The following is a 21,781-nucleotide window of genomic DNA, read 5'->3' on the forward strand; positions in this document are numbered from 1 at the left end:
CATCAGTTGGCGACGATGTTGACCAGCTTGCCCGGTACCACGATGACCTTGCGGATGGTCAGGCCATCGATGAAGCGCAGGACATTTTCGTTATTGCGGGCTGCGGCTTCGATGTCTTCGCGGCTGGCGGCAGCAGGCATTTCAACCTGGCCACGCAGCTTGCCGTTGACCTGCACCACCAGCGTGACGGTGTCTTGCACCAGGGCGTTTTCGTCGACGGCAGGCCAGCTTGCATCGATCACCGCTTGCTCGTGGCCCAGCGCCTTCCACAGTTCGTGGGAGATGTGCGGGGTGATCGGCGCCAGCAGCAGGGTAACGGCTTCCAGGCCTTCGTGAAGCAGGGCGCGGTCCTGTTCGCTGGCTTGCGGTGCCTTCTCCAGTACGTTCATCACGGTCATCACCTGGGCGATGGCGGTGTTGAACTTGTGGAACTGGCCTACATCGTTGCTGGCCTGTTTGATTGCAGCGTGGATCGCGCGGCGGATGACCTTCTGCTCGTCGCTCAGGGCGGCAGTGTCCAGCTTACCCGGCAGGCCTTGGCCTACATGCGCTTGAGCCAGGCGCCAGACACGGCGCAGGAAGCGGCTTGCACCTTCGACGCCGGAGTCCGACCACTCCAGGCTCATGTCGGGCGGCGAAGCGAACATCATGAACAGACGGCAGGTGTCGGCACCGTAGGCTTCGATCATCGATTGCGGGTCGACGCCGTTGTTCTTGGACTTCGACATCTTCTCGGTGCCACCGATTTCTACCGGCAGGCCATCGGTCTTCAGGCGCGCGCCAACGATCTTGGCCTTGGCATCACGTTCGACTTCGACGTCGGCAGGGTTGAACCATTCGCGGCCACCATTGCTGGCGGTACGGAAGTAGGTTTCGGCGACGACCATGCCCTGGGTCAGCAGGTTCTTGAATGGCTCGTTCGAGGTCACCAGGCCTTCGTCACGCATCAGCTTGTGGAAGAAGCGCGCGTACAGCAGGTGCAGGATCGCGTGTTCGATACCCCCGATGTACTGGTCCACCGGCAGCCAGTGGTTGGCCGCTTTAGGGTCGACCAGGCCCTGGTCGTAGTTCGGCGAGGCGTAGCGAGCGAAGTACCAGGACGACTCGACGAAGGTGTCCATGGTGTCGGTTTCGCGCTTGGCTGCGGTGCCGCATTTAGGGCAGGTGCACTCATAGAACTCAGGCATGCGTGCCAGTGGCGAACCGGCGCCGTCGGGTACCACGTTCTCAGGCAGGGTGACCGGCAGTTGATCTTCCGGCACCGGTACGTCGCCGCAGGAGGGGCAGTGGATGATCGGGATCGGGCAGCCCCAGTAGCGCTGGCGGCTGATGCCCCAGTCGCGCAGGCGGAACTGGGTACGCGACTTGCCCAGCTCTTTGCGGATCAGGGCCGCTTCGATGGCGTCGAAGGCACCGGCGAAGTCCAGGCCGTCGAACTCGCCGGAGTTGATCAGCTGGCCATGCTCGCCGTAGGCGGCCTGCCACTCGCTGCTGACTTCATCGCCAGCGCTGGTACGCACCACGGCCTTGACCGGCAGGTTGTACTTGTGGGCGAACTCGAAATCACGCTCGTCATGGGCTGGGACGGCCATCACGGCGCCGTCGCCGTAGTGCATGAGCACGTAGTTGGCGACCCATACCGGCAGTTTCTCGCCAGTCAGCGGGTGTTCGACCAGCAGGGAAGTGGCCATGCCCTTCTTCTCCTGGGTGGCCATGTCGGCTTCGGCGACGCTGCCGCTCTTGCACTCGTCGATGAACGCCTGCAGCGCCGGGTTGCCCTGGGCAGCCTGGGTGGCCAGCGGGTGCTCGGCGGCGACGGCAACGTAGGTGGCACCCATGAGGGTGTCCGGGCGAGTGGTGAAGACCTTCAGCGTGCCTTCGTGGCCGATGCTCGCCTGGTCGTACGGAAACTGCACTTCCATCCCGCGCGACTTGCCGATCCAGTTGCGCTGCATGGTCTTGACCTGTTCAGGCCAGCCCGGCAGCTCATCGAGGCTTTCCAGCAGCTCGTCGGCGTAGTCGGTGATGCGGAAGTAGTACATCGGGATTTCGCGCTTTTCGATCAGCGCGCCCGAACGCCAGCCGCGGCCGTCGATGACCTGCTCGTTGGCGAGTACGGTCTGGTCGGCCGGGTCCCAGTTCACGGTACCGTTCTTGCGGTAGATGATGCCTTTTTCGAACAGGCGGGTGAACAGCCACTGTTCCCAGCGGTAGTAGTCCGGCTTGCAAGTGGTGACTTCACGTGCCCAGTCGATGGCCAGGCCCAGGCTCTTGAGCTGGGTTTTCATGTAGTCGATGTTTTCGTAGGTCCACTTGGCCGGCGCGACGTTGTTCTTCATCGCCGCGTTTTCTGCGGGCATGCCGAAGGCGTCCCAGCCCATCGGCTGCAGGACGTTCTTGCCCAGCATGCGCTGGTAGCGGGCAATCACGTCGCCGATGGTGTAGTTGCGAACGTGGCCCATGTGTAGCTTGCCGCTCGGGTACGGGAACATCGATAGGCAATAGTAGGTGTCTTTGCCTGGCTGTTCGGTAACAGCGAACGATTGTTGCTCGTCCCAGAACTTCTGGGCGGCGGCTTCGATATCACGGGGCGTGTATTGTTCGTGCATGGCTACTTTTGGCTGAGAGAAATGAGACCTTGTTCCAGGCAGCGGAACCTCGCTGCGTCCGGCACTCCGGTGTCGTAAGGGTGAACGCCGTAGCATACAGCAGCGCCGCGCGTCGTGGGAAACCTTGATTGCGAATGGCCGCTGGTCGCTGCGCTCTGCTGCTTTTTGCAGTGCCGCTAAGCTCATGTGTGGGGGGAGATATTCTTATCTTCAATGAGGTGAACGGATGGGAGAGACGCAGCTAACCGCAATCAAACCGGAGCTTTACGAACGCCTGATCGACCGTTTGGGCCTGGCGCTGGAAGTCGCCAGAACCTCGGTGCGGTTGCGCGACGAGATGCCAGCCGAGCTGGAGTTGCGCGGCCTTAGCCACGCAGAGTTCGAAGTGATCAGGGCCTACCTGGAGTCCCTCCCGGAACGCCGCAATGCCTGCGCCGGTGCCTACGCAAAAGTGGAACCGACGTCGGCAAAGATCATCTGGCTAAAGGACAAGAAACGCCCCGCCAATACGGCGAGTTCCAGGACGCTGCCGCATCGCTAGCCGTTCAGGACGCCAGGCGCAGGCCATTGCGCGCCGGTTCTTCAATACACTGCTCATGATCGGCGCCGGTCGCACCCCTTGTTGACCGGCGCCGATCCTCTTAGGCTGCACGCCTTCCATGGAGGTGTGGCCGATGCCGATTCGATTCTTCATCAAGCAATGGTTGATGCCGCCAGGCGTCCTGTTCCTGCTGCTGCTCGCTGCCTGGTGGTTACGCACCCGGCGCCCGCGGCTGGCGGCATTGTGCTTTGTGCTGGGGCTGGGTGGGCTGTGGCTGATGAGCCTCCCGCTGGTGGTGCAGCAGGGGGCGCGTGTGTTGGAGACCGAGTCGCCGCTGGCGGTGAGCGAGTGGGCAGGGCTGGCGAAGCGGGCCGATGCCATCGTGGTGCTGGGAGCAGGGCGCGAGCGCGGCGACCCGGCGTGGGGCGGCGATGACCAGCCTGCGGCCACCGCCCTTGAGCGTATGCGCTTTGCTGCGCGGCTGGCCAAGGCCTCCGGTTTGCCCCTATTGACCAGCGGTGGCTTGCACTACGGCACGCCGCCGAGCGAGGCACAGTTGATGGCCGATCGCTTGCGCGAAGACTTTTCGGTCGAGGTCAAATGGCAGGAAGGGGGCAGCCGCACCACTTGGGAAAACGCCCAGTTCAGTGCCGACATTCTGCAGCCGTTGGGGATTCGCCGGGTGGTCGTGGTAACCCAGGCCTGGCACATGCAGCGTTCGCGCTGGAGCTTCGAGCGTGCCGGGTTCGAGGTGGTGCCGGCGCCGATGGGGTTCCTTGGGCGTGACCATGCGCGGCCATTCGCTGGCTTGCTGCCCGAGAGCCGGGCGATGTGGCAGAGCGGGCAACTGTTGAATGAAGCGGTAGGGTTGCTAGGGTATCGGCTGTTCTACTGAGCCTTGCCCTGGCATTACCGGCCACAAGGCCGGTAATGGAGCTGTCGCCCACTGCTGGATGTTAACGCGACCTTCCTGTGCCCGCCGGGCAAACCCGCTCCAGGCCGCGTCACACGGTCTTGGCGATACGCCCGGCCAGCAACGCCCAGCCCAGCAACAACACACAGACAATCGCCAGCGGCCACGACCGCCACTGCAGGTACGGCGTCAGCTGCTGCATCGGTACCACCTCGCCATACAGGATCGCCCGCTGGAACTGAGGAATCTGCGCAGTGATCTTGCCATGGGGGTCGATCAGTGCAGTGACGCCGTTGTTGGTGGCGCGGATCATCCAGCGGCCCGCTTCAAGCGCGCGCATCTGCGCCATCTGCAGGTGCTGCAGCGGGCCGATCGAGGTGCCGAACCAGGTATCGTTGCTGATGGTCAGCAACAGGTCGCTGCGCGCCGCCAGGCTTGCGGCGAATTCGGGGTAGACGACCTCGTAGCAGATGTACGGGGCAATCTGGTAACCCTTGGCCTGCAGCAGCGGCTGGTCTTCAGGGCCGCGGGCAAAGTCCGACATCGGCAGGTTGAAGAACTCGATCAGGCCGCGAAGCATGTCCTGCAGAGGCACATACTCGCCGAACGGCACCAGCTTCTGCTTGAGGTAGGTACCGTCGCCTTCACCGGTGACGGTGATGCCGTTGTAATAGCGGCGCTGGTGATGCACCACTTCACGTACCGGTACGCCGGTGATCAGCGCCGAATGCCGCTCGGCGGCAAAGCGGCCCATCACATCGATGTAGCCCTGGGCCTGGTCCTTGAGGATGGGTACGGCCGTTTCCGGCCAGACCAGCAGGTCCACGGGCTTGGCGCTGAAGCTCATGTCGCGGTACAGCGCCAACTGTGCATCGATGTGCGCCGGGTCCCATTTGAGCTCTTGCTCGACGTTGCCTTGCAGGGCCGCGACCTTGAGCGGGTCGCCAGCGGGCTTGGTCCAGGCGTGGCCTTTGAGTGCCATGCCGACCACCCACGGGGCCAACAGCAGGACCACGCCGGCGACGAGGAAGGACGGGCGTGCGCGCAACCGGTGCAGGTTGCACAGCAATGCGGCGCTCAGCGCCAGGGTAAAGGAGATCAGCCACACGCCGCCCAGTGGGGCCAGGCCTGCCAGCGGGCCATCCAGTTGGCTGTAACCGGCATACAGCCAGGGGAACCCGGTGAGGAACCAACCACGGAAGGCCTCCTGCATCAGCCACAGTGCGGCAAAGCACAGGGCATCGGCCAATGGCGCTTCATTACGCCGCAGCCAGCGTGCCCACAGCCAGGTGGGCAGGGCAAAGAACCAGGCAAGCGCAGCGAAGAAGGCCAGCAGCAGCAGGATCGCCAGCAACGGCGAGGCGCCGCCGTAGGTGTTCATGCTGACGTAGATCCACCAGGTGCCGGCACCGTACAAGCCGAACCCGAAGCACCAGCCGCGCCACATGGCCTGACGCGGGGTGAGCTCGCGCAGGCCCAGGTAGAGCACGGCAATGGACAGCAAGGCCAGCGGCCAGATGTCGAATGGCGCCAGGGCCAGCAGGGTGGAAGCGCCGGCCGCCAAGGCCAGCAGGTTACCGGGCCAGCCGGGGCGGGTGATCCAACGCATGATTGTCCTTAGCGGGTGATCGGTGTAAGGCGCAGCAAGTGTATCCGCCGGCTGTCGGCGTTGAGAATACGGAACTTGTAAGGCCCGATCTCGGTGGTCTCGTTGCGCTTGGGCAGGTGGCCGAAGGCGCTCATCACCAGGCCGCCAACCGTGTCGAACTCATCGTCGGAAAAATCACTGTCGAAGAATTCGTTGAAGTTTTCGATTGGTGTCAGCGCCTTGACCAGGAAGTCGCCGCTGGGCAGCGGCTTGATATAGCTGTCTTCCTCGACGTCGTGTTCGTCTTCGATGTCACCGACGATCTGTTCGAGCACGTCCTCGATGGTCACCAGGCCCGCCACACCACCATATTCATCGATGACGATGGCCATGTGGTTGTGGTTGGCCCGGAACTCGCGCAGCAGCACGTTCAGGCGCTTGGACTCCGGCACGAACGTGGCCGGGCGCAGCAGGTCCTTGATGTTGAAGCTGTCGCCGTTCTCCTTGAGGATCAGCGGCAGCAGGTCCTTGGCCAGCAGGATCCCGAGCACATCGTCATGGCTTTCGCCGATCACCGGGTAGCGCGAGTGTGCGGCATCGATGATGGCCGGCAGGAATTCGCGGGGTGATTGGGTGGCCTTGATGCTGATCATCTGCGAACGCGGCACCATGATGTCGCGTACCTGCAGGTCGGCGACCTGAATGGCACCTTCGACGATGGTCAGTGCTTCGCTGTCGAGCAGCTTGTTCTGATGGGCTTCGCGCAGCAGCTCAAGGAGCTCCTGGCGGTTTTTCGGCTCATGGGCAAAAGCCTGGGTCAGTTTACCCAGCCAGGACTTCTGCCCGTTGCTCGATCGATCTTCGCTCATGGCGGTTTCTCGTGATCCTTGCAGTATCAGTGTGTGATTGAATCGGTCTGGTCATCGGCATAAGGGTCCGGGTGACCCAGTTCTGCCAGCAATTGGCGTTCCAATGCTTCCATCTCTTCGGCCTCATCGTCTTCGATGTGGTCGTAGCCGAGCAGGTGCAGGCAGCCGTGGATGACCAGGTGCGCCCAGTGGGCTTGCAGCGACTTGCCCTGTTCGACCGCCTCGCGCTCGACCACGGGGACGCAGATCACCAGGTCGCCGAGCAGTGGGATGTCGAGCAGTTCATCGGGTACGTCGGCCGGGAACGACAGCACGTTGGTCGCGTAGTCCTTGTGCCGATAGGTGTGGTTGAGCTCGCGGCCTTCGGCCTCGTCCACCAGGCGGATGGTCATTTCCGAATCGGCCGTGCGCTGGCGCAGGGCCAGCTCGCACCAGCGGCGGAAAGCGACATCGTCGGGGGCGGCGGCGTCCGTGGCCCGTTGCAGGTCGAGTTCAAGCATCTTTGCCGGCTGCCTCGGGCTTGGCCTGGCGTGCATCGAAACGGTCATAGGCTTCGACGATACGCTGCACCAGTGGGTGGCGAACCACATCCTTGGGCTGGAAGTGGGTAAAGCTGATACCGGGGACGTCCCTGAGCACTTCGATCACATGAGCCAGGCCGGACTTGGTACCGCGTGGCAGGTCGACCTGGGTGATGTCGCCGGTGATCACGGCGGTAGAGCCGAAGCCGATGCGGGTAAGGAACATCTTCATCTGCTCGAGCGTGGTGTTCTGGCTCTCGTCGAGGATGATGAAGCTGTTGTTCAGGGTGCGGCCACGCATGTAGGCCAGCGGGGCGATCTCGATCACCTGGCGCTCGATCAACTTGGCCACGTGCTCGAACCCCAGCATTTCGTACAGGGCGTCATACAGCGGGCGCAGGTACGGGTCGATCTTCTGCGCGAGGTCGCCAGGCAGGAAGCCGAGCTTCTCGCCGGCCTCCACCGCTGGGCGCACCAACAGGATGCGGCGCACTTGTTCGCGCTCCAGGGCATCCACGGCGCAGGCCACGGCCAGGTACGTCTTGCCAGTACCCGCTGGGCCGATGCCGAAGTTGATGTCGTTGGCGAGGATTTCTTTGACGTAGCGCTGCTGGTTGACGCCGCGCGGGCGGATATTGCCCTTGCGCGTGCGCAGCGAGACGCTCACCTCGTTGACCGCTGGGTTGTCGATGTTCTCGACGGTCGACTCCTGCAGGTACAGGTGTACGGTTTCCGGCGACAGCTCGGTGGCCTTGGCCTCGCGATAGAGGCGGCGCAGCAGTTGCTCGGCAGCGGAGGTGGTCTTGGGTTCGCCGATCAGCTCGAATTGATTGCCGCGGTTGCGGATCTCGATAGCCAGGCGTTGTTCGATCAGGCGCAGGTGCTCGTCGAACTGGCCGCACAGGTTGGCGAAACGGTGGGCCTCGAAAGGTTCGAGGATGAAGCGATGGGGTTCTATGGGTGCGTTCAAGGTTTTTTTTGGCCGCTCGACGGCAATAAGGGTGAACTCAAGAATAACCCTTGAACGGCAGGGGCGAAAGCACTGAAACGTTCAACGGTACGAGCAGCACAGATCAACAGGCCTGTCTGCTATGATGCGCGACTTTTCTTACACATGTGTTATCCCGCCCAACATGAGCAAGCGCGAACCCGCCATCTATAAAGTGATCTTCCTCAACCAGGGGCAGGTCTTCGAGATGTATGCCAAACAGATCTATCAAAGCGACCTGTGGGGCTTCCTGGAAATCGAGGAATTCGTTTTCGGCGAGCGCACCCAGGTGGTGGTCGACCCGAGCGAGGAGAAACTCAAGAACCAGTTCGAGGGTGTGATCCGCAGCTTCGTGCCGATGCACTCGATCGTGCGTATCGACGAGGTGGAACGCCTGGGCACAGCCAAGATCAGCGAAGCCAAGGGTGGTGGCAACGTGATGCCGTTCCCCATGCCGATGCCTGAAAAGTAAAACGAATCAGGGAAGCGGCGAGAACGGCGTGCGCCCTTCGGCGTTCTGCAGTTCCAGCAGGTATTTGCGGAAGATCTGGCCAAGCACCTGGGTAGCGTGCTCCAGCTCGTCGCGGGGCATCTGCTCGGTCACTTCGTCGGCCATGTCCAGCGCATCTTCAGCGCCGTTGACCGCGGCCATCTTCAACAGGATGTAGGCCTGCACGTTATTGGCCTTGACCCCTTCGCCATGGAAGAACATGGCACCGAGGCGATACTGGGCTTCGGCATGGCCTTGCAGCGAGGCTTTTTCGAACCAGTCCAGGGCCCTTTTCAAGTCCTTGGGCGTTTGCGTGTAGTAGTACTCACCCAACTCGTACTGCGCCTGGGCGTCCCCGGTCGCCGCCGTCTGCTCGCAAGCCTTGAGAGCGTTCTGCAGGTCTTCTGGCTGGACATTGAGCGTGCAGCGCCCCGTTGCCGGAATCAGCAACGAGTTACCACCCTCCGCCAGGGCCAGCAGGGGCTGAAGAAGCAACAGGCAGCCCAAGGTCAGGGCGCGGCCGGTGCGGTTCATGGGGATCGACTTACCTCTGCAAAGCTGCGGCCAATGTCTCTGGTGGCACATTATGGGATAAGCAGCGCCAACCTTACAAAGTTTTACTCGAATTTCTGTAGGGGTTGGGGAGCTGGCTGATTGTGGCTGCTCCGATATTGCCTGGGCGGGCCAACCCGCTCCCCTGCATGCACCCCGGTTTTCAACGTCCGTGGCGGTCTCGGTGGGGGACGGGTCTGCTTGCGAACAGCCTGCCCAGGCAATGCATTTACTTCAGTGCAGCAAACGCCCGCTCAGCCGCATCCAGGGTGATCTGCAGCTCTTTTTCGCCGTGAGCAATCGAGGTAAAGCCCGCCTCGAACGCACTGGGCGCCAGGTACACGCCACCTTCGAGCATCAGATGGAAGAAGCGCTTGAAACGTTCCGCGTCGCTGGCCATCACGTCATCGAAGGTGACGATGTCGTCGGCACCGCTGAAGTACAGGCCGAACATGGCACCTGCCTGGGTGGTGACGAATGGCACGCCAGCGGCATCGGCACGTTGTTGCAGGCCGTCGAGCATACGGCTGGTGAAGTCGGTCAGTTCGGCATGGAAGCCCGGGCGGCTGATCAGTTTCAGGGTGGTCAGGCCGGCTGCCATGGCCAGTGGGTTGCCCGACAGGGTACCGGCCTGGTAGACCGGGCCGAGCGGGGCGATGCAGCCCATGATCTCGCGCTTGCCGCCGAAGCAACCGACCGGCATGCCGCCGCCGACGATCTTGCCGAAGGTCGACAGGTCCGGGGTGATGCCGTAGTAACCCTGGGCGCCGCCCAGCGAGACGCGGAACCCGGTCATCACTTCGTCGAAGATCAGCACGACGCCATGCTTGTCGCACTGCTCGCGCAGCCCTTCGAGGAAACCGGGTGCCGGCGGTACGCAGTTCATGTTGCCAGCCACCGGTTCGACGATGATGCAGGCCACGGTCTGGCCGACGTCGGCCAGGGTCTTCTCGACGGCGGCGATATCGTTGAACGGCAGGGTCAGGGTATGTTTGGCGAAATCAGCCGGGACACCCGCCGAGCTTGGCACGCCTTGGGTCAGCAGGCCGGAACCGGCCTTGACCAGCAGGCTGTCGGAGTGGCCGTGGTAGCAGCCTTCGAACTTGATGATGGCATCGCGGCCTGTATAGCCACGCGCCAGGCGGATCGCGCTCATGGTGGCTTCGGTGCCGGAGCTGACCATGCGCACCATCTCCATGGACGGCACCAGCGAGCAGACCAGGTCGGCCATCTCGGTTTCCATGGCGGTCGGGGCGCCGTAGGACAGGCCGTGCTGCAATTGGTTGCGCACCGCATCAAGCACGTCCGGGTGGCCGTGGCCAAGGATCATCGGGCCCCAGGAACCGACGTAGTCAACGTAGCGCTTGTCGTCCTCGTCGACGACATAGGCGCCTTCAGCGTGCTTGAAAAACAGCGGGGTGCCGCCAACGCTCTTGAAGGCGCGCACCGGCGAGTTGACGCCACCGGGGATGTGCTTCTGGGCTTGGGCGAACAGGGATTCGGAACGGGACATGGGATCTTCTCTCGAAATCAGGAAGCGAACAGGGCGTTGAAGGCGCGGGCGCGGCGGGTAACTTCCTGCGCGCTGTCGGCACCGAACAGGCCATGGATCACCGCCAGCAGGTCGGCACCGTGGGCGACCAGTGGGGCGGCGTTGTCGAGGGTGATGCCGCCGATCACGGCGATCGGCAGTTTGACCTGGGCACGGGCCTGCTCCAGCAGGTCGACGTTGGCGGCAGGCGCCCCCGGCTTGGTCACAGAATTGAAAAAGCGGCCAAAGGCGACGTAGCTGGCGCCTTCGCTGGCCGCTTGCTTGGCCAGCTCGAGTTGCGCGTGGCAGGTCGAGCCGATGATCGCCTGGCGGCCGAGCAAGGCACGGGCCGGGGTCAGCGGGCCGTCTGTCTGCCCCAGGTGCACGCCGACGCCCAGGCGCGCGGCCAGTTCGGCGTCATCGTTGATGATCAGCTGCGTGCCGTAGCGCTCGCAGAGTTTCATCAGCCCTTCGGCTTCGCGCAGGCGACGGGCTGCGTCGTCACTCTTGTCGCGGTACTGCAGCAGGCACACGCCGCCTTCCAGCGCTGCCTCGACATGGGACAGGAAACGGCCGGCGAGCAGCTGGCTGTCGGTGATTGCATACAGACCGCGGAGCTTCATCTGAGAGCCTCGTATCAGGAGCAGTAGTCCAGGGGCAGGCGGCGCGGGACGAACTGGCCCTTGCCCAACTGCTCGGCGTCACGCAGGGTGCGCCAGGTGTAGTCGAGTGCACTGCGGACCGCGCTCTGCAGTTGCTCGCCCAGGGCCAGGCGGCCAGCCAGGGCGCTGGCCAGGGTGCACCCCGAGCCATGGTAGCTGCCGGGCAGGCGCTGGCAGGTCCAGGTGTGGCGCTGGCCATCACGGCTGTACAGGCGGTTGTGGATTTCGTCTTCGTCGCCGTGACCGCCGGTAATCAGCAGGTGTCTACAGAACGGCAACAGCTTTTGCGCACATTCATCTGCGGTGCCTTCCGGTAGCTCGGCGAGGATACGGGCCTCGGGCAAGTTTGGCGTGGCGATGGTCGCCAGCGGCAGCAGGCGCTCGCGCAGGGCATAGCCCACTTCGTCCTTGCCCAGGCGGCCGCCACCACCGGCACGTAGCACGGGGTCGCAGACCAGCGGCAGGTGAGGGTGGGCGCCAAGCAGTTCGGCGACGGTATCGACCATCTCCAGCGAGCCGAGCATCCCCAGCTTGACGGCGGCTACCGTGGAGTCGGCCAGCACGGCGTTGGCCTGGGCCAGCACCCACTCGCGATCGAGCACGCGGAAGTCGGAAACATTGACGGTATCCTGCACGGTCAAGGCGGTTACCGCAGGCGCGGCATGACAGCCTTGGGCGATCAGGGCTTCGATATCTGCCTGCAAGCCGGCACCGCCACTTGGGTCGTGGCCGGAGAGACAGAGGACAACAGGGCGGGAGCTGTAGGTATTCATGGTCGGCGAGCTTACCACCAAACCCATTTGTGCGGATCGTCCTACAAATGGGTTTTGTTGATCGGATGGTCAGATTTGTCCTTTGATATGCTCTGAAAGCATTGTTTTAGAGCCTTTTCTTTCAAGGTTGGAGTGGCTCGTTACCCGCAGGGAAAGCTATGCTAGAGTGCTCGAATAACTCGATAAACGGGTGCTGCCGGATTTCGTCGTCTCAAAAGGATAGGGGGCCATCGCGACGCAACTGGACAGGCCATGCTGGGGCTGTATGCGCTATTTGGTAATTGTGCTTCTGGGCTTGTTGCCCGTGCTGGCCCGTGCGGTCGAATTCGACGATACCACCCGGCATCTTCCGCTGGGCAGGGTCATGCAGGTGTATGAAGACCGCGAGGGCAGCGCCAGCATTGCCCAGGTCTCGGCGCCCCTGTTCGCCAACCGCTTCCGCACACACCATGAAGACGTGCTGAACGCCGGCTATTCGACTTCGGTGTTCTGGCTCAAGGTCGACCTGCATTACCTGGCCCCGGCCCGCAGCGCTCCTCGCCAATGGTTGCTGGAACTGGCCTATCCGCCACTGGACCATCTCGAGCTGTACCTGCCTGACAGCGATGGCGTCTACCGCCTGGTGCAGCGCACCGGTGATGCCCTGCCCTATGACAGCCGGCAGATCCGCCAGAACAACTACCTGTTCACGTTACCCTTGCTACCCGGCCAGGCGACCACGGTCTATCTGCGCTTGCACAGCGAGGGATCGGTGCAGGCGCCGCTGGCGCTGTGGTCGAGCGAAGCCTACATGGAAGAGCAGCCCACTCGGCTGTATGTACTGGGGATGATCTACGGCGTGTTGCTGGTGATGCTGGTGTACAACCTGTTCATCTACCTCAGCGTGCGAGATGTCAGTTACCTCTATTACATCCTCTACATCGCCTCATTCGGCCTTTACCAGGTGTCGGTTAACGGCGCCGGGGTGGCTTACTTCTGGCCCAACAGCCCATGGTGGGCCAATGCTGCGACGCCCCTGTTCATCGGTGCGGCCGGTTTGTTCGGTTGCCAGTTCGCCCGCTACTTCCTGCGCCTGGGCAAGCTCAGCCGGGGCCTGGACCGGCTTCTGCAGCTACTGATGCTCGGTGGAGGGGGGGTGATGCTGCTGGCGGTGACCATGCCCTACGGCATTGCTTTGCGCATGGCCACGGTACTGGCCCTGCTGTTCACCGTCAGCATTTTCACTGCCGGGCTGTATGCCTGGTCGCGCGGCCTGCGCGTGGCGCGCTGGTTCATCATCGCCTGGACGGCGTTTCTGCTCGGCGGGCTGGTGAACACCCTGATGGTACTGGGGTATCTGCCCAACGTGTTCATCACCATGTACGCCAGCCAGCTGGGTTCGGCCTTGGAGGTGGCGTTGTTGTCCCTGGCGCTGGCCGACCGTATCAACAGCATGCGCAACCAGCAGGCGCAGACCCTGCGTGATACCGGGCGTACTCTGGAGCAACTGAACCAGCAACTGGCCAGGAGCAATCTGCTCAAGGACGAATTCCTCGCCACCGTCACCCACGAGTTGCGCACGCCAATGAATGGCGTGATCGGCTCGCTGGAGTTGATGCAGACGCTGCCCATGAGCGCCGAGATGGCCCAGTACCAGCGTACTGCGGCGGGCTCTGCCCAGGACATGATGGGCATGGTTGACGATATCCTGACCCTCACCGAACTGCAGGCCGGGCGGGCGCGGGTGCAGGCCGCGCCATTCAGCCTGCGCCGCATGCTTCAGGAACTGCGCGCCGGTTACGCCGGAATGGCCCTGAGCAAGGGGTTGTACCTGAGCCTGGATGTTCCCGCCGACCTGCCGGACGAATTGCTTGGCGATTCGCACAAGTTGGCCCGTTGCCTGGGCTGTCTGGTAGATAACGGCCTGAAGTTCACCCACCAGGGCGGGGTGATGATTCAGGCCCGCGGCCGACGTCAGGGGCCGGGCAGCCTGGTGCTGACGTTCACCGTGAGCGACAGCGGCATCGGTTTCGATGACCTTGACCAGGCGCTGCTCTACCAGCGCTTCTTCCAGGTCGATGGTTCGATGACCCGGCGCTATGGCGGGCTGGGGATTGGCCTGTCTATCTGCCGGCAGATGGGTGAGGTGCTGGGCGGCAGGTTGTCCCACGAGTCGACGCGCGGGCTGGGCAGCCGGTTCGAGTTTACCTTGCAGGTGGCGATTGCCCAGTTGCAGAGGCCGCCGGGCAGGGCGGTTTCGGCGGGCAACGGGTTCTAGGTTAGCGGGCTGCGACTACACGTTTAGTCATTTTTGTCACTTTGACTGCCCGGCAGGGAGTGCTTCACTGGGGCTTTCAGGCATACCCGGCCTCCAGGAGCTCGCGATGAACCTGCACCAGTACGCTGAAACCCACGAAGTCACCAACCAGCCGCCGTCGCTCGACGGTGCCAACCTGTACCGCCTGGACCTGCCGTTGCAGGCGTGGTCGCGGCGCTTCGGGGCCGGATGGGCCGAGTCGCGGATCGACGCCTACGGTGCCTTGGCGGGCGGGCCGCTGATGGCTGCCGGTTTTTTGGCCAATGCACACAAGCCCGAATTCAGCAGCCACGACCGCTATGGCCACCGCATCGACCTGGTGGAATTTCACCCCGCCTACCATGAACTGATGCGCACAGCCGTGGAGCACGGCCTGCCCTCGTTGCCCTGGGCCGAGCCCCGCGCCGGCGCCCATGTGGCCCGGGCCGCTATGACCTACCTGCACAGCCAGGCTGAAGCCGGCACGGGCTGCCCGCTGACCATGACCTTCGCCGCTGTGCCTGCGCTCAGGTTGCAGCCCGAACTGGCTGAATACTGGCTGCCGAAGATCCTCGCCCGCGAGTATGACCCACGCAATGTCGGCGATCGCCACAAGGCCGGCGTAACCATCGGCATGGCCATGACCGAAAAGCAGGGCGGTACCGATGTGCGTGCCAACACCACCCGCGCCTACCCAGTCGGCAGCCCCGGCCCGGGCCAGCCCTACGAACTGGTCGGGCACAAGTGGTTCTGCTCGGCACCGATGTGCGACGCCTTCCTGACCCTGGCGCAGACCGACAAGGGCCTGAGCTGCTTCCTGCTGCCGCGCCACCGCCCGGACGACAACCGCAACCAGTTCTACATTCAGCGCCTGAAGAACAAACTGGGCAACAGCTCCAATGCCTCCAGCGAGGTGGAGTTCCGTGGCGCCCTGGCCTGGATGGTGGGCGAGGAGGGGCGGGGTGTGCCGACCATCATCGAGATGGTGGCCATGACTCGTTTCGACTGCATGGTCGGCTCCAGTGCTTTGATGCGCCAGGCCCTGACCCAGGCCACCCACCATTGCGCGCACCGCAAGGTCGGTGGCCGGGTGCTGAGCGAGCAGCCCCTGATGCAGAACGTGCTCGCCGACCTGGCCTTGGAAAGCGAAGCGGCGCTGGCATTGAGCCTGCGCATGGGGCAAGCCCTGGAGCAGCTCGATGACCCGCACCAGGCGCACTTCGCCCGGTTGGTCACGGCAGTGGGCAAGTACTGGATCTGCAAACGCGCGCCAGGGATGATCAACGAGGCCGCCGAATGCCTGGGCGGTGCCGGTTATGTCGAGGACAGCATCCTGCCGCGCCTTTATCGCGAGGCGCCGGTCAATTCCACCTGGGAAGGCTCGGGCAATGTGCAGTGCCTGGACGTGCTGCGGGCGTTGTCCAAGGAGCCGGGCGTGCTCGATGCGCTGTTCGCCGAACTGGGCGATGGGCACGGCGACCCGCGGCTGGCTGCGCACATCGGCAACCTCAAGGGCGCCTTCGCCGACACCAGTGACATTCAGTACCGTGCGCGGCAGTTGACCGAGGACATTGCCTTGGCCCTGCAGGCTAAGCTGTTGCTGGAGGCCGGAAATGCGGCGGTCAGCGATGCCTTCATCGGCAGCCGACTGGCAACGGGCGGCCGGGCTTATGGGGCCTTGCCCCGGGGCGCCGACGTCCAGGCGCTGGTGGCGCGGGCTACGCCTGTCTGGCCGAGCTGACAGGGGGTGTTTTTAGCGACGAAGGTAGGCAAGATGGCTGACACGCATGTCCAGACAGGAAGCACAGTGTGAGCCACGCCTTTGTAGTCGTTGATACCCCCGAACAGGCCGTCGATCGTCTGGCGGCCCTGCATGAACAGGCCACCGGGGCCCTCAGCCAGGCCCTCAAGCGTTACCTGAAGGATCGTACCGAGCCGGACGCCGACGAGCGCGCCGTGTACCGGTACCCGGCGCTGCGCCTGACCTACTACAGCCACGGCGAGGTTGCCGCCACCACCCGCGCCTATGCCAAGGTCCAGGTCGCCGGTACCTACAGCGTCACCGTCACCCAGCCTGCGGCCTTTCGCGGTTACCTGCTCGAGCAGTTGCGCCCGTTGATGCATGACTACACCGTGACCGTGGAAGTCGGCATCAGTGAACAGAACATCCCGTACCCGTATGTGGTCGACCAGGGCGATGAACTGGCTGGCAGCGGTATCACCGCCGCCGAACTGGCGCGGGTATTCCCCAGCACCGACCTGTCCGCCGCCACCGACAACATTGCCGATGGCCTGTGCGACTGGGGCAGCGCCGAGACCCTGCCTCTGGCACTGTTCGACGCCGCCCGCGTCGATTTCTCCCTGCGCCGCCTGGTGCATTACACCGGCAGCGACTGGCGCCATGTGCAACCGTGGATCCTGCTGACCAACTATCACCGCTATGTCGACCAGTTCATCAGCCACGGCCTCGAGCAACTGCGAGATGACCCGCGCTTCGTGCGCATGGTGCTGCCGGGTAACGTGTCGATCGAAAAAGGCATGGACCACGGTGAGGCGCAGGCGCTGGTGGCCAGCGTGGTCTGGCACCGCTACCAGATGCCGGCCTACCACCTGATCGCGGCCGACGGCGATGGCGTCACCCTGGTCAACATCGGCGTCGGCCCGTCCAACGCCAAGAACATCACCGACCACCTGGCCGTGCTGCGCCCGCACTGCTGGCTGATGATCGGCCACTGTGGCGGCCTGCGGCAGTCGCAGACCATTGGCGACTATGTGCTGGCCCACGCCTACATGCGCCGCGACGGCATCCTCGACCGGGTCGTGCCGCCGAACATCCCGATTCCCGCGCTGGCAGAAGTGCAGCTGGCGCTCCAGGAGGCGGCAGCGCAGGTCACCGGCGAACGTGGCGAAGAGCTGAAAAAGCGCCTGCGCACCGGCACCGTGCTGACCTACGACGACCGTAACTGGGAATTGCGATGGGCCCAGGAACGGCCGCTGATCAACCTGTCGCGGGCCGTGGCGGTAGACATGGAAAGCGGCACCATCGCCGCCCAGGGTTATCGCCTGCGGGTGCCCTACGGCACGTTGCTGTGTGTGTCCGACAAGCCGTTGCACAGTGAAATCAAGTTGCCGGGTTCGGCCAACGCTTTCTACAACCGTGCGGTCAGCCAGCACCTGAAGATCGGCATTGCCGCACTCGACCTGTTGCGCACCGAGCTCAATTCGCTGCACTCGCGTAAACTGCGCAGCTTCGATGAGCCGCCGTTCCGCTGAGGGTCCATGCCACTTCCACCCCGTTCCAAGCCGCGCCGCCCGCAGGCGCGGCCTGCCGGCCCGCGACGCCAGCCCAAGGCGCCGCCGGCCGAGCCGCGCCTGATCCTGTTCAACAAACCGTTCGATGTACTGACCCAGTTCAGCGACGGCGAAGGGCGTGCGACGCTCAAGGACTACATCGATATCCCCGGCGTCTACCCGGCCGGGCGGTTGGACCGGGACAGTGAAGGCCTGTTGCTGCTGACCAACGATGGGGGGCTGCAGGCGCGCATTGCCGATCCCAGGCACAAGCTGGCCAAGACCTACTGGGTGCAGGTCGAAGGCGAGCCAAGCGACGAACAGTTACAGCGGCTGCGTGAGGGGGTCGAGCTCAATGATGGCCCGACGCTGCCGGCTCAAGCACGGCGCCTGGGTGAGCCTGACCTGTGGCCACGCAACCCGCCGGTACGCTATCGCAAGAGCGTGCCGACAAGCTGGCTGGAGCTGGTGATTCGCGAGGGGCGTAACCGCCAGGTGCGGCGCATGACGGCGGCGGTGGGCTTGCCGACCTTGCGCCTGGTGCGGGTGCGAATTGGGGATTGGGCACTGGATGGGTTGGAGCAGGGCTGCTGGCGCGAGGTGCCGGCAAGGCTGTAGCGCTCGCGGGGTGCCTGGACTGCCCTTCGAACGTTGACGCAGTTCCTGTGGCTGCACGCTTGCCCCGCCACCACCGCGTTGCCTGTTTCGTGGGGCAAGCCCCCATGACCTTAGGCGCTGGCAAGCCTACATTCCGTCATCGCCTACCCGTTCGAGAGGCCGCTAGACCCCTTCCAGAAACCCCACCACCACGCTCTTGATGATGAAGGCCAGCACCCCCAAGCCCAGTACGAAGAACAGGATCATCGTGCCAAACCGCCCAGCCTTGGACTTTTTCGCCAGGTCCCAGACGATGAAACCCATGAAACCGATCAACACGGTGACCAGGATGATCATCATCCATTCTTCGAATACGGCGGGATCCATTGTTGTTCTCCAGGCTGGCTGAGCGGCTGATTATACGCCGGGCGGTGCGAGCATTTAACGAAGGTGGGTCAAGGGTAGCTCGGTGCTCGCCAGCACCTGGTTGAGCACGAAGCTGGAGCGCACGCTGGTGACGCCTTCAATACGGGTCAGGCTGCCTAGTAGTAATTTCTGGTAGTGATCCATGTCCGGCACCACGACCTTGAGCTGATAGTCGGCATCCATACCGGTGACCAGGCTGCATTCGAGCACCTGGGGCAAGTTGCGAATCGCTGCTTCGAACGTCTCGAAGCGCTCTGGGGTATGGCGGTCCATGCCGATCAGCACATAGGCGGTCAGGCTCAGGCCGAGTTTCTTGCGATCGAGCAGGGCAACCTGGCGCGAGATGTAGCCGTCGTCCTCCAACTGCTTGACCCGACGCGAGCACGGCGAGGGCGACAGGCCGATGCGTTCGGCCAACTCCTGGTTGGAGATGCGGGCGTCGCGTTGCAATTCGGCGAGGATGCTCAGGTCGTAGCGGTCAAGCTTGCTCATGGAAAAGGCCTTTTCTGTTCGGATTGCTGTGAATTATCGATCCAGGGTTAAAAATTGCGCAAGTGCTATTTATATGAGCAATATTCGCAATCTCCTGCCCCAGGCACTCCCGTATCTTTATCCACAGAATCACTGCCCGGACATCAGTCCACGGCGACGCGCCCTAGGCGGGCGGTCGCGGCCCGCCATCCCACCGGATCTGCAGGCCCCCGGGCTACACACACTCCACAAGAGCGTGTGAGGTGAGCCGGCGCCACAAGCGCCGAGCACGGACGACAATTCTCGAAGGGAGGCCCCAGTGGCCTCCCTTTTTTCATGTCCGTGATTTCATCTGCCCGGGGTACGGGCGCGGTAAACTGTCAGCGTGCCGTTTTTACCGAGAGGAACACCATGAAGTCGCGCATCTGGCAGTGGGCCGGTGTAGGTTTGCTTGGCATGAGCATCAGCCTGGGGGCCTTGGCTCAAGGCCCGGAAGATGGGCGCGGCGGCAATGGCCGACAGGACGCCTATGGCGGTGCCGAAGGCCGCTCATCGCTCAACTCGCGTGACGAGGTGCGCCAGACTCAGCCGGCGCGCCAAGGCTATTACCAGGACATTCCCCGGCGCAATGGCGACTACCGCCAGTGGGAAGCGGGTGGCCCCGGGCAACGGCCTGGTGGTGAATGGCAGGGGCGCCCGGACGGGCACGGCAATGGTTGGGGGCCTGGGCCACAGTACCGCCCGGGGCACACCGTCGATCATTTCCCCGACCGTTACTGGAAAGTGCCGTACCGTGGGCAGGATTACTTCTACTCAGGTGGCTATTGGTACCGCCCGCACGCCGGTAGCTACATCGTGGTGACACCGCCCTATGGCGTGCGGGTGGCTTACCTGCCGCCCTATGCGCGTGAAGTCTGGGTGGGGAACGCGCTGTTCTTCCTGGTTGCCGATACCTATTACCAGTACCTGGCCGACTCCCAGCAATACGTGGTGGTCAGCCCACCTGCCGTGGCTCCGGCGCCGGCGCCCGTGGCGCCTGCAGGTAATGCGTACGATGTGGTGGCCTACCCGATGTCCGGGCAAGGGCAGCAGCAGCAGGACCAGGACCGCTACCAATGCCATCGTTGGGCGGTGAGCCAGTCCGGGTTCGATCCCGCGACGGCGACCTATGCGCCGCCGGGCAACGTGGCAGACACCTACCGGCGTGCGTTGGGCGCCTGCTTCAGTGGGCGGGGCTACAGTATCAACTGAGGTGAGAGGCTCAGACAGGGTCGGCGTGCACCATCACATCGGCCTTGGGGTAACGTGCGCGGATTACCTGCGAGGCTTCTACACACAGGGCATGTGCCTCGTGCAGCGGTAACTGCCCGGGCAGCTCCAGGTGCAATTGCACGAACCACTGGTTGCCGGACACTCGCGTACGCAGGTCATGCACCCCTTTCACGCCGGGGATGCCCAGCACCAGGTCGGTCATGCCCTCGCCGATGTCGCCGGGCAGTTCCTGGTCCATCAAGATGCCCGTGCTCTCACGGGCGATCTGCAGGGCACTCCAGAGGATGTAAAGGGCAATGCCCAGGCCGAACAGTGCATCCAGCTGCGGCCAGCCGAAGCGCGCCAGCAACAGGGCCAGGAGAATGCTGCCATTGAGCAGCAAATCAGAGCGATAGTGCAGCGAATCGGCGCGCACCGCCGTTGAGCCGGTCAGGCGGATGACCCGGCGCTGCAAGGCCAGCAAGGCAATGGTCAACCCCAGCGACAGCAGCATGACACCGATGCCGATGCCGGTATCACCCAGTGGCTGCGGTGTTTGCAGGCGCTCGAATGCCTGGAAGCCGATCAGTACCGCACTCACCCCGATGAACAAGGCTTGGGCCATGCCTGCCAAGGCTTCTGCCTTGCCATGGCCGAAGCGATGGTCGTCATCGGCCGGGCGCAGCGCATAGTGCACAGCCAGCAGGTTGAGGAACGAAGCCACGGCATCCAGTGCCGAGTCGGTCAGCCCCGCCAGCAGGCTGACCGAGCCGCTCAGCCACCAGGCGACGGCCTTGCTCAGGACCAGGATGCTGGCAACCGCCAGCGAGGCGCGGGTTGCCAGGCGCAGTAGGCGCTGGTGTTCAGCGGGGGTGGTCATGCCTCAGTGCTGTCCTTGGGCGGTTCAGGCCGCCGGTACCAGGCCAAAGCTGGCCAGTTGCTCGACGCTGCCACGGTGCTGGATCAGCCGCGGATCGTTCAGCGGCAGGCGCCGGCCCAGCTCGCTTTCGAGAATGGCCTGGAGCTTGAGGTTGTCGACCTTGCCATCCGGGCTTACCGCTTCACGCAGTTTTTCCGGGGCGACCTGCGCCGTGCGGCCGCCAGGGTAGTAGATCGCGCCGGTGGCGAAGTCGATGCCAAATGCGATCAGGCCCGGGATCACGTAGAACAGGATGCCGATGGCATCCATCGCGGCGACCACGGGGTCGATCTTGCCATCGATCTGGCCGCGGCGATCTGGGTAGAACAGCGTGCCGCAGGCCGTCAGCTGGGTCAGCAGGGTGACGATGAGTGCGCCACCGATGACGCGGGATGGGATACGCATGTAAATCTCCGAAAAGGTGTTCAGCAGGGCAAGCGAAGCGCCAGTACCTGAAGCTAAGACCATGATAGAGCAGGCTGGGTTCGCCGTTATACTCGCGCGACTGTTCGAG

21 protein-coding genes are annotated in these 21,781 nt (G+C 63.6%); 8 read left to right on the plus strand and 13 right to left on the minus strand.

What is annotated here, in order from left to right:
• Positions 1 to 2 precede the first annotated feature (2 nt).
• Positions 3 to 2,609: a leucine--tRNA ligase gene (leuS, locus tag APH34_RS09210; RefSeq protein ID WP_054900866.1), complete on the minus strand. Its 2,607-nt coding sequence runs from the start codon at positions 2,607 to 2,609 to the stop codon at positions 3 to 5.
• 226 nt (positions 2,610 to 2,835) lie between these two features.
• Here leuS and APH34_RS09215 point away from each other — a divergent pair, with 226 nt between their 5' ends.
• Positions 2,836 to 3,150, plus strand: a complete 315-nt coding sequence (locus APH34_RS09215) for a hypothetical protein (RefSeq protein ID WP_054900867.1) — start codon at positions 2,836 to 2,838, stop codon at positions 3,148 to 3,150.
• A gap of 133 nt (positions 3,151 to 3,283) precedes the next feature.
• Entirely contained in the window at positions 3,284 to 4,045 is a 762-nt protein-coding gene (locus APH34_RS09220; RefSeq protein ID WP_054900868.1) for a YdcF family protein, read from the plus strand.
• A gap of 109 nt (positions 4,046 to 4,154) precedes the next feature.
• On the opposite strand, the gene lnt is transcribed toward APH34_RS09220, so the two are convergent.
• The 4 genes from lnt to APH34_RS09240 are packed head-to-tail and all read right to left on the minus strand — an operon-like array spanning position 4,155 to position 8,011.
• A complete protein-coding gene (gene lnt / locus APH34_RS09225) occupies positions 4,155 to 5,672 on the minus strand; it encodes an apolipoprotein N-acyltransferase (RefSeq protein WP_054900869.1) in 1,518 nt (505 codons plus the stop codon).
• A gap of 8 nt (positions 5,673 to 5,680) precedes the next feature.
• Entirely contained in the window at positions 5,681 to 6,520 is an 840-nt protein-coding gene (locus APH34_RS09230) for an HlyC/CorC family transporter (protein WP_054900870.1), read from the minus strand.
• A 26-nt stretch (positions 6,521 to 6,546) separates the two neighbouring features.
• A complete protein-coding gene (gene ybeY, locus APH34_RS09235) occupies positions 6,547 to 7,020 on the minus strand; it encodes an rRNA maturation RNase YbeY (protein ID WP_054900871.1) in 474 nt (157 codons plus the stop codon).
• Positions 7,013 to 8,011: a PhoH family protein gene (locus tag APH34_RS09240; protein ID WP_054900872.1), complete on the minus strand. Its 999-nt coding sequence runs from the start codon at positions 8,009 to 8,011 to the stop codon at positions 7,013 to 7,015. The genes ybeY and APH34_RS09240 overlap by 8 nt, the downstream gene beginning before the upstream one ends.
• Before the next feature lie 163 nt (positions 8,012 to 8,174).
• Between APH34_RS09240 and APH34_RS09245 the strand changes: the two genes are divergently transcribed.
• Complete coding sequence (locus tag APH34_RS09245; RefSeq protein WP_016393488.1) at positions 8,175 to 8,501, plus strand: DUF1820 family protein; 327 nt, start codon at positions 8,175 to 8,177, stop codon at positions 8,499 to 8,501.
• Between the two features lie 6 nt (positions 8,502 to 8,507).
• On the opposite strand, the gene APH34_RS09250 is transcribed toward APH34_RS09245, so the two are convergent.
• The 4 genes from APH34_RS09250 to APH34_RS09265 form a co-directional block, all read right to left on the minus strand.
• Positions 8,508 to 9,053, minus strand: a complete 546-nt coding sequence (locus APH34_RS09250) for a tetratricopeptide repeat protein (protein ID WP_054900873.1) — start codon at positions 9,051 to 9,053, stop codon at positions 8,508 to 8,510.
• Between the two features lie 247 nt (positions 9,054 to 9,300).
• On the minus strand, positions 9,301 to 10,584 hold the full coding sequence (gene hemL, locus APH34_RS09255; protein ID WP_054900874.1) for a glutamate-1-semialdehyde 2,1-aminomutase: 1,284 nt from the start codon (positions 10,582 to 10,584) through the stop codon (positions 9,301 to 9,303).
• A 17-nt stretch (positions 10,585 to 10,601) separates the two neighbouring features.
• Entirely contained in the window at positions 10,602 to 11,225 is a 624-nt protein-coding gene (gene thiE / locus APH34_RS09260) for a thiamine phosphate synthase (RefSeq protein ID WP_054900875.1), read from the minus strand.
• Positions 11,226 to 11,239: 14 nt separating this feature from the next.
• Entirely contained in the window at positions 11,240 to 12,037 is a 798-nt protein-coding gene (locus tag APH34_RS09265) for a hydroxymethylpyrimidine/phosphomethylpyrimidine kinase (protein ID WP_054900964.1), read from the minus strand.
• Between the two features lie 265 nt (positions 12,038 to 12,302).
• Here APH34_RS09265 and APH34_RS09270 point away from each other — a divergent pair, with 265 nt between their 5' ends.
• The 4 genes from APH34_RS09270 to APH34_RS09285 all read left to right on the plus strand — a co-directional run bounded on the left by APH34_RS09270 (position 12,303) and on the right by APH34_RS09285 (position 18,221).
• Positions 12,303 to 14,294 (plus strand): hybrid sensor histidine kinase/response regulator, encoded by a 1,992-nt coding sequence (locus APH34_RS09270; RefSeq protein ID WP_054900876.1) that lies wholly within the window; start codon positions 12,303 to 12,305, stop codon positions 14,292 to 14,294.
• A gap of 106 nt (positions 14,295 to 14,400) precedes the next feature.
• Positions 14,401 to 16,053: an acyl-CoA dehydrogenase family protein gene (locus tag APH34_RS09275; RefSeq protein ID WP_054900877.1), complete on the plus strand. Its 1,653-nt coding sequence runs from the start codon at positions 14,401 to 14,403 to the stop codon at positions 16,051 to 16,053.
• Positions 16,054 to 16,121: 68 nt separating this feature from the next.
• Positions 16,122 to 17,585 (plus strand): AMP nucleosidase, encoded by a 1,464-nt coding sequence (amn, locus tag APH34_RS09280; RefSeq protein ID WP_054900878.1) that lies wholly within the window; start codon positions 16,122 to 16,124, stop codon positions 17,583 to 17,585.
• A 6-nt stretch (positions 17,586 to 17,591) separates the two neighbouring features.
• Positions 17,592 to 18,221: a pseudouridine synthase gene (locus APH34_RS09285; RefSeq protein WP_054900879.1), complete on the plus strand. Its 630-nt coding sequence runs from the start codon at positions 17,592 to 17,594 to the stop codon at positions 18,219 to 18,221.
• A gap of 162 nt (positions 18,222 to 18,383) precedes the next feature.
• On the opposite strand, the gene APH34_RS09290 is transcribed toward APH34_RS09285, so the two are convergent.
• Together APH34_RS09290 and APH34_RS09295 are read right to left on the minus strand one after the other, a co-directional pair.
• Positions 18,384 to 18,587 carry a DUF2788 domain-containing protein gene (locus APH34_RS09290; RefSeq protein ID WP_008092861.1) on the minus strand — a complete coding sequence of 68 codons (204 nt, stop codon included), beginning with the start codon at positions 18,585 to 18,587 and terminating at the stop codon, positions 18,384 to 18,386.
• A gap of 54 nt (positions 18,588 to 18,641) precedes the next feature.
• On the minus strand, positions 18,642 to 19,118 hold the full coding sequence (locus tag APH34_RS09295) for an Lrp/AsnC family transcriptional regulator (protein ID WP_003249795.1): 477 nt from the start codon (positions 19,116 to 19,118) through the stop codon (positions 18,642 to 18,644).
• Between the two features lie 390 nt (positions 19,119 to 19,508).
• Here APH34_RS09295 and APH34_RS09300 point away from each other — a divergent pair, with 390 nt between their 5' ends.
• Positions 19,509 to 20,348 carry a DUF6515 family protein gene (locus APH34_RS09300; RefSeq protein WP_054900880.1) on the plus strand — a complete coding sequence of 280 codons (840 nt, stop codon included), beginning with the start codon at positions 19,509 to 19,511 and terminating at the stop codon, positions 20,346 to 20,348.
• Positions 20,349 to 20,358: 10 nt separating this feature from the next.
• On the opposite strand, the gene APH34_RS09305 is transcribed toward APH34_RS09300, so the two are convergent.
• Together APH34_RS09305 and APH34_RS09310 are read right to left on the minus strand one after the other, a co-directional pair.
• Entirely contained in the window at positions 20,359 to 21,228 is an 870-nt protein-coding gene (locus tag APH34_RS09305; RefSeq protein WP_054900881.1) for a cation diffusion facilitator family transporter, read from the minus strand.
• Between the two features lie 24 nt (positions 21,229 to 21,252).
• Entirely contained in the window at positions 21,253 to 21,672 is a 420-nt protein-coding gene (locus tag APH34_RS09310; RefSeq protein ID WP_054900882.1) for a hypothetical protein, read from the minus strand.
• Between the last annotated feature and the right edge of the window lie 109 nt (positions 21,673 to 21,781).

It is taken from the genome of Pseudomonas sp. NBRC 111131 (assembly GCF_001320525.1).
GTDB classification, from domain to species: domain Bacteria; phylum Pseudomonadota; class Gammaproteobacteria; order Pseudomonadales; family Pseudomonadaceae; genus Aquipseudomonas; species Aquipseudomonas ceruminis.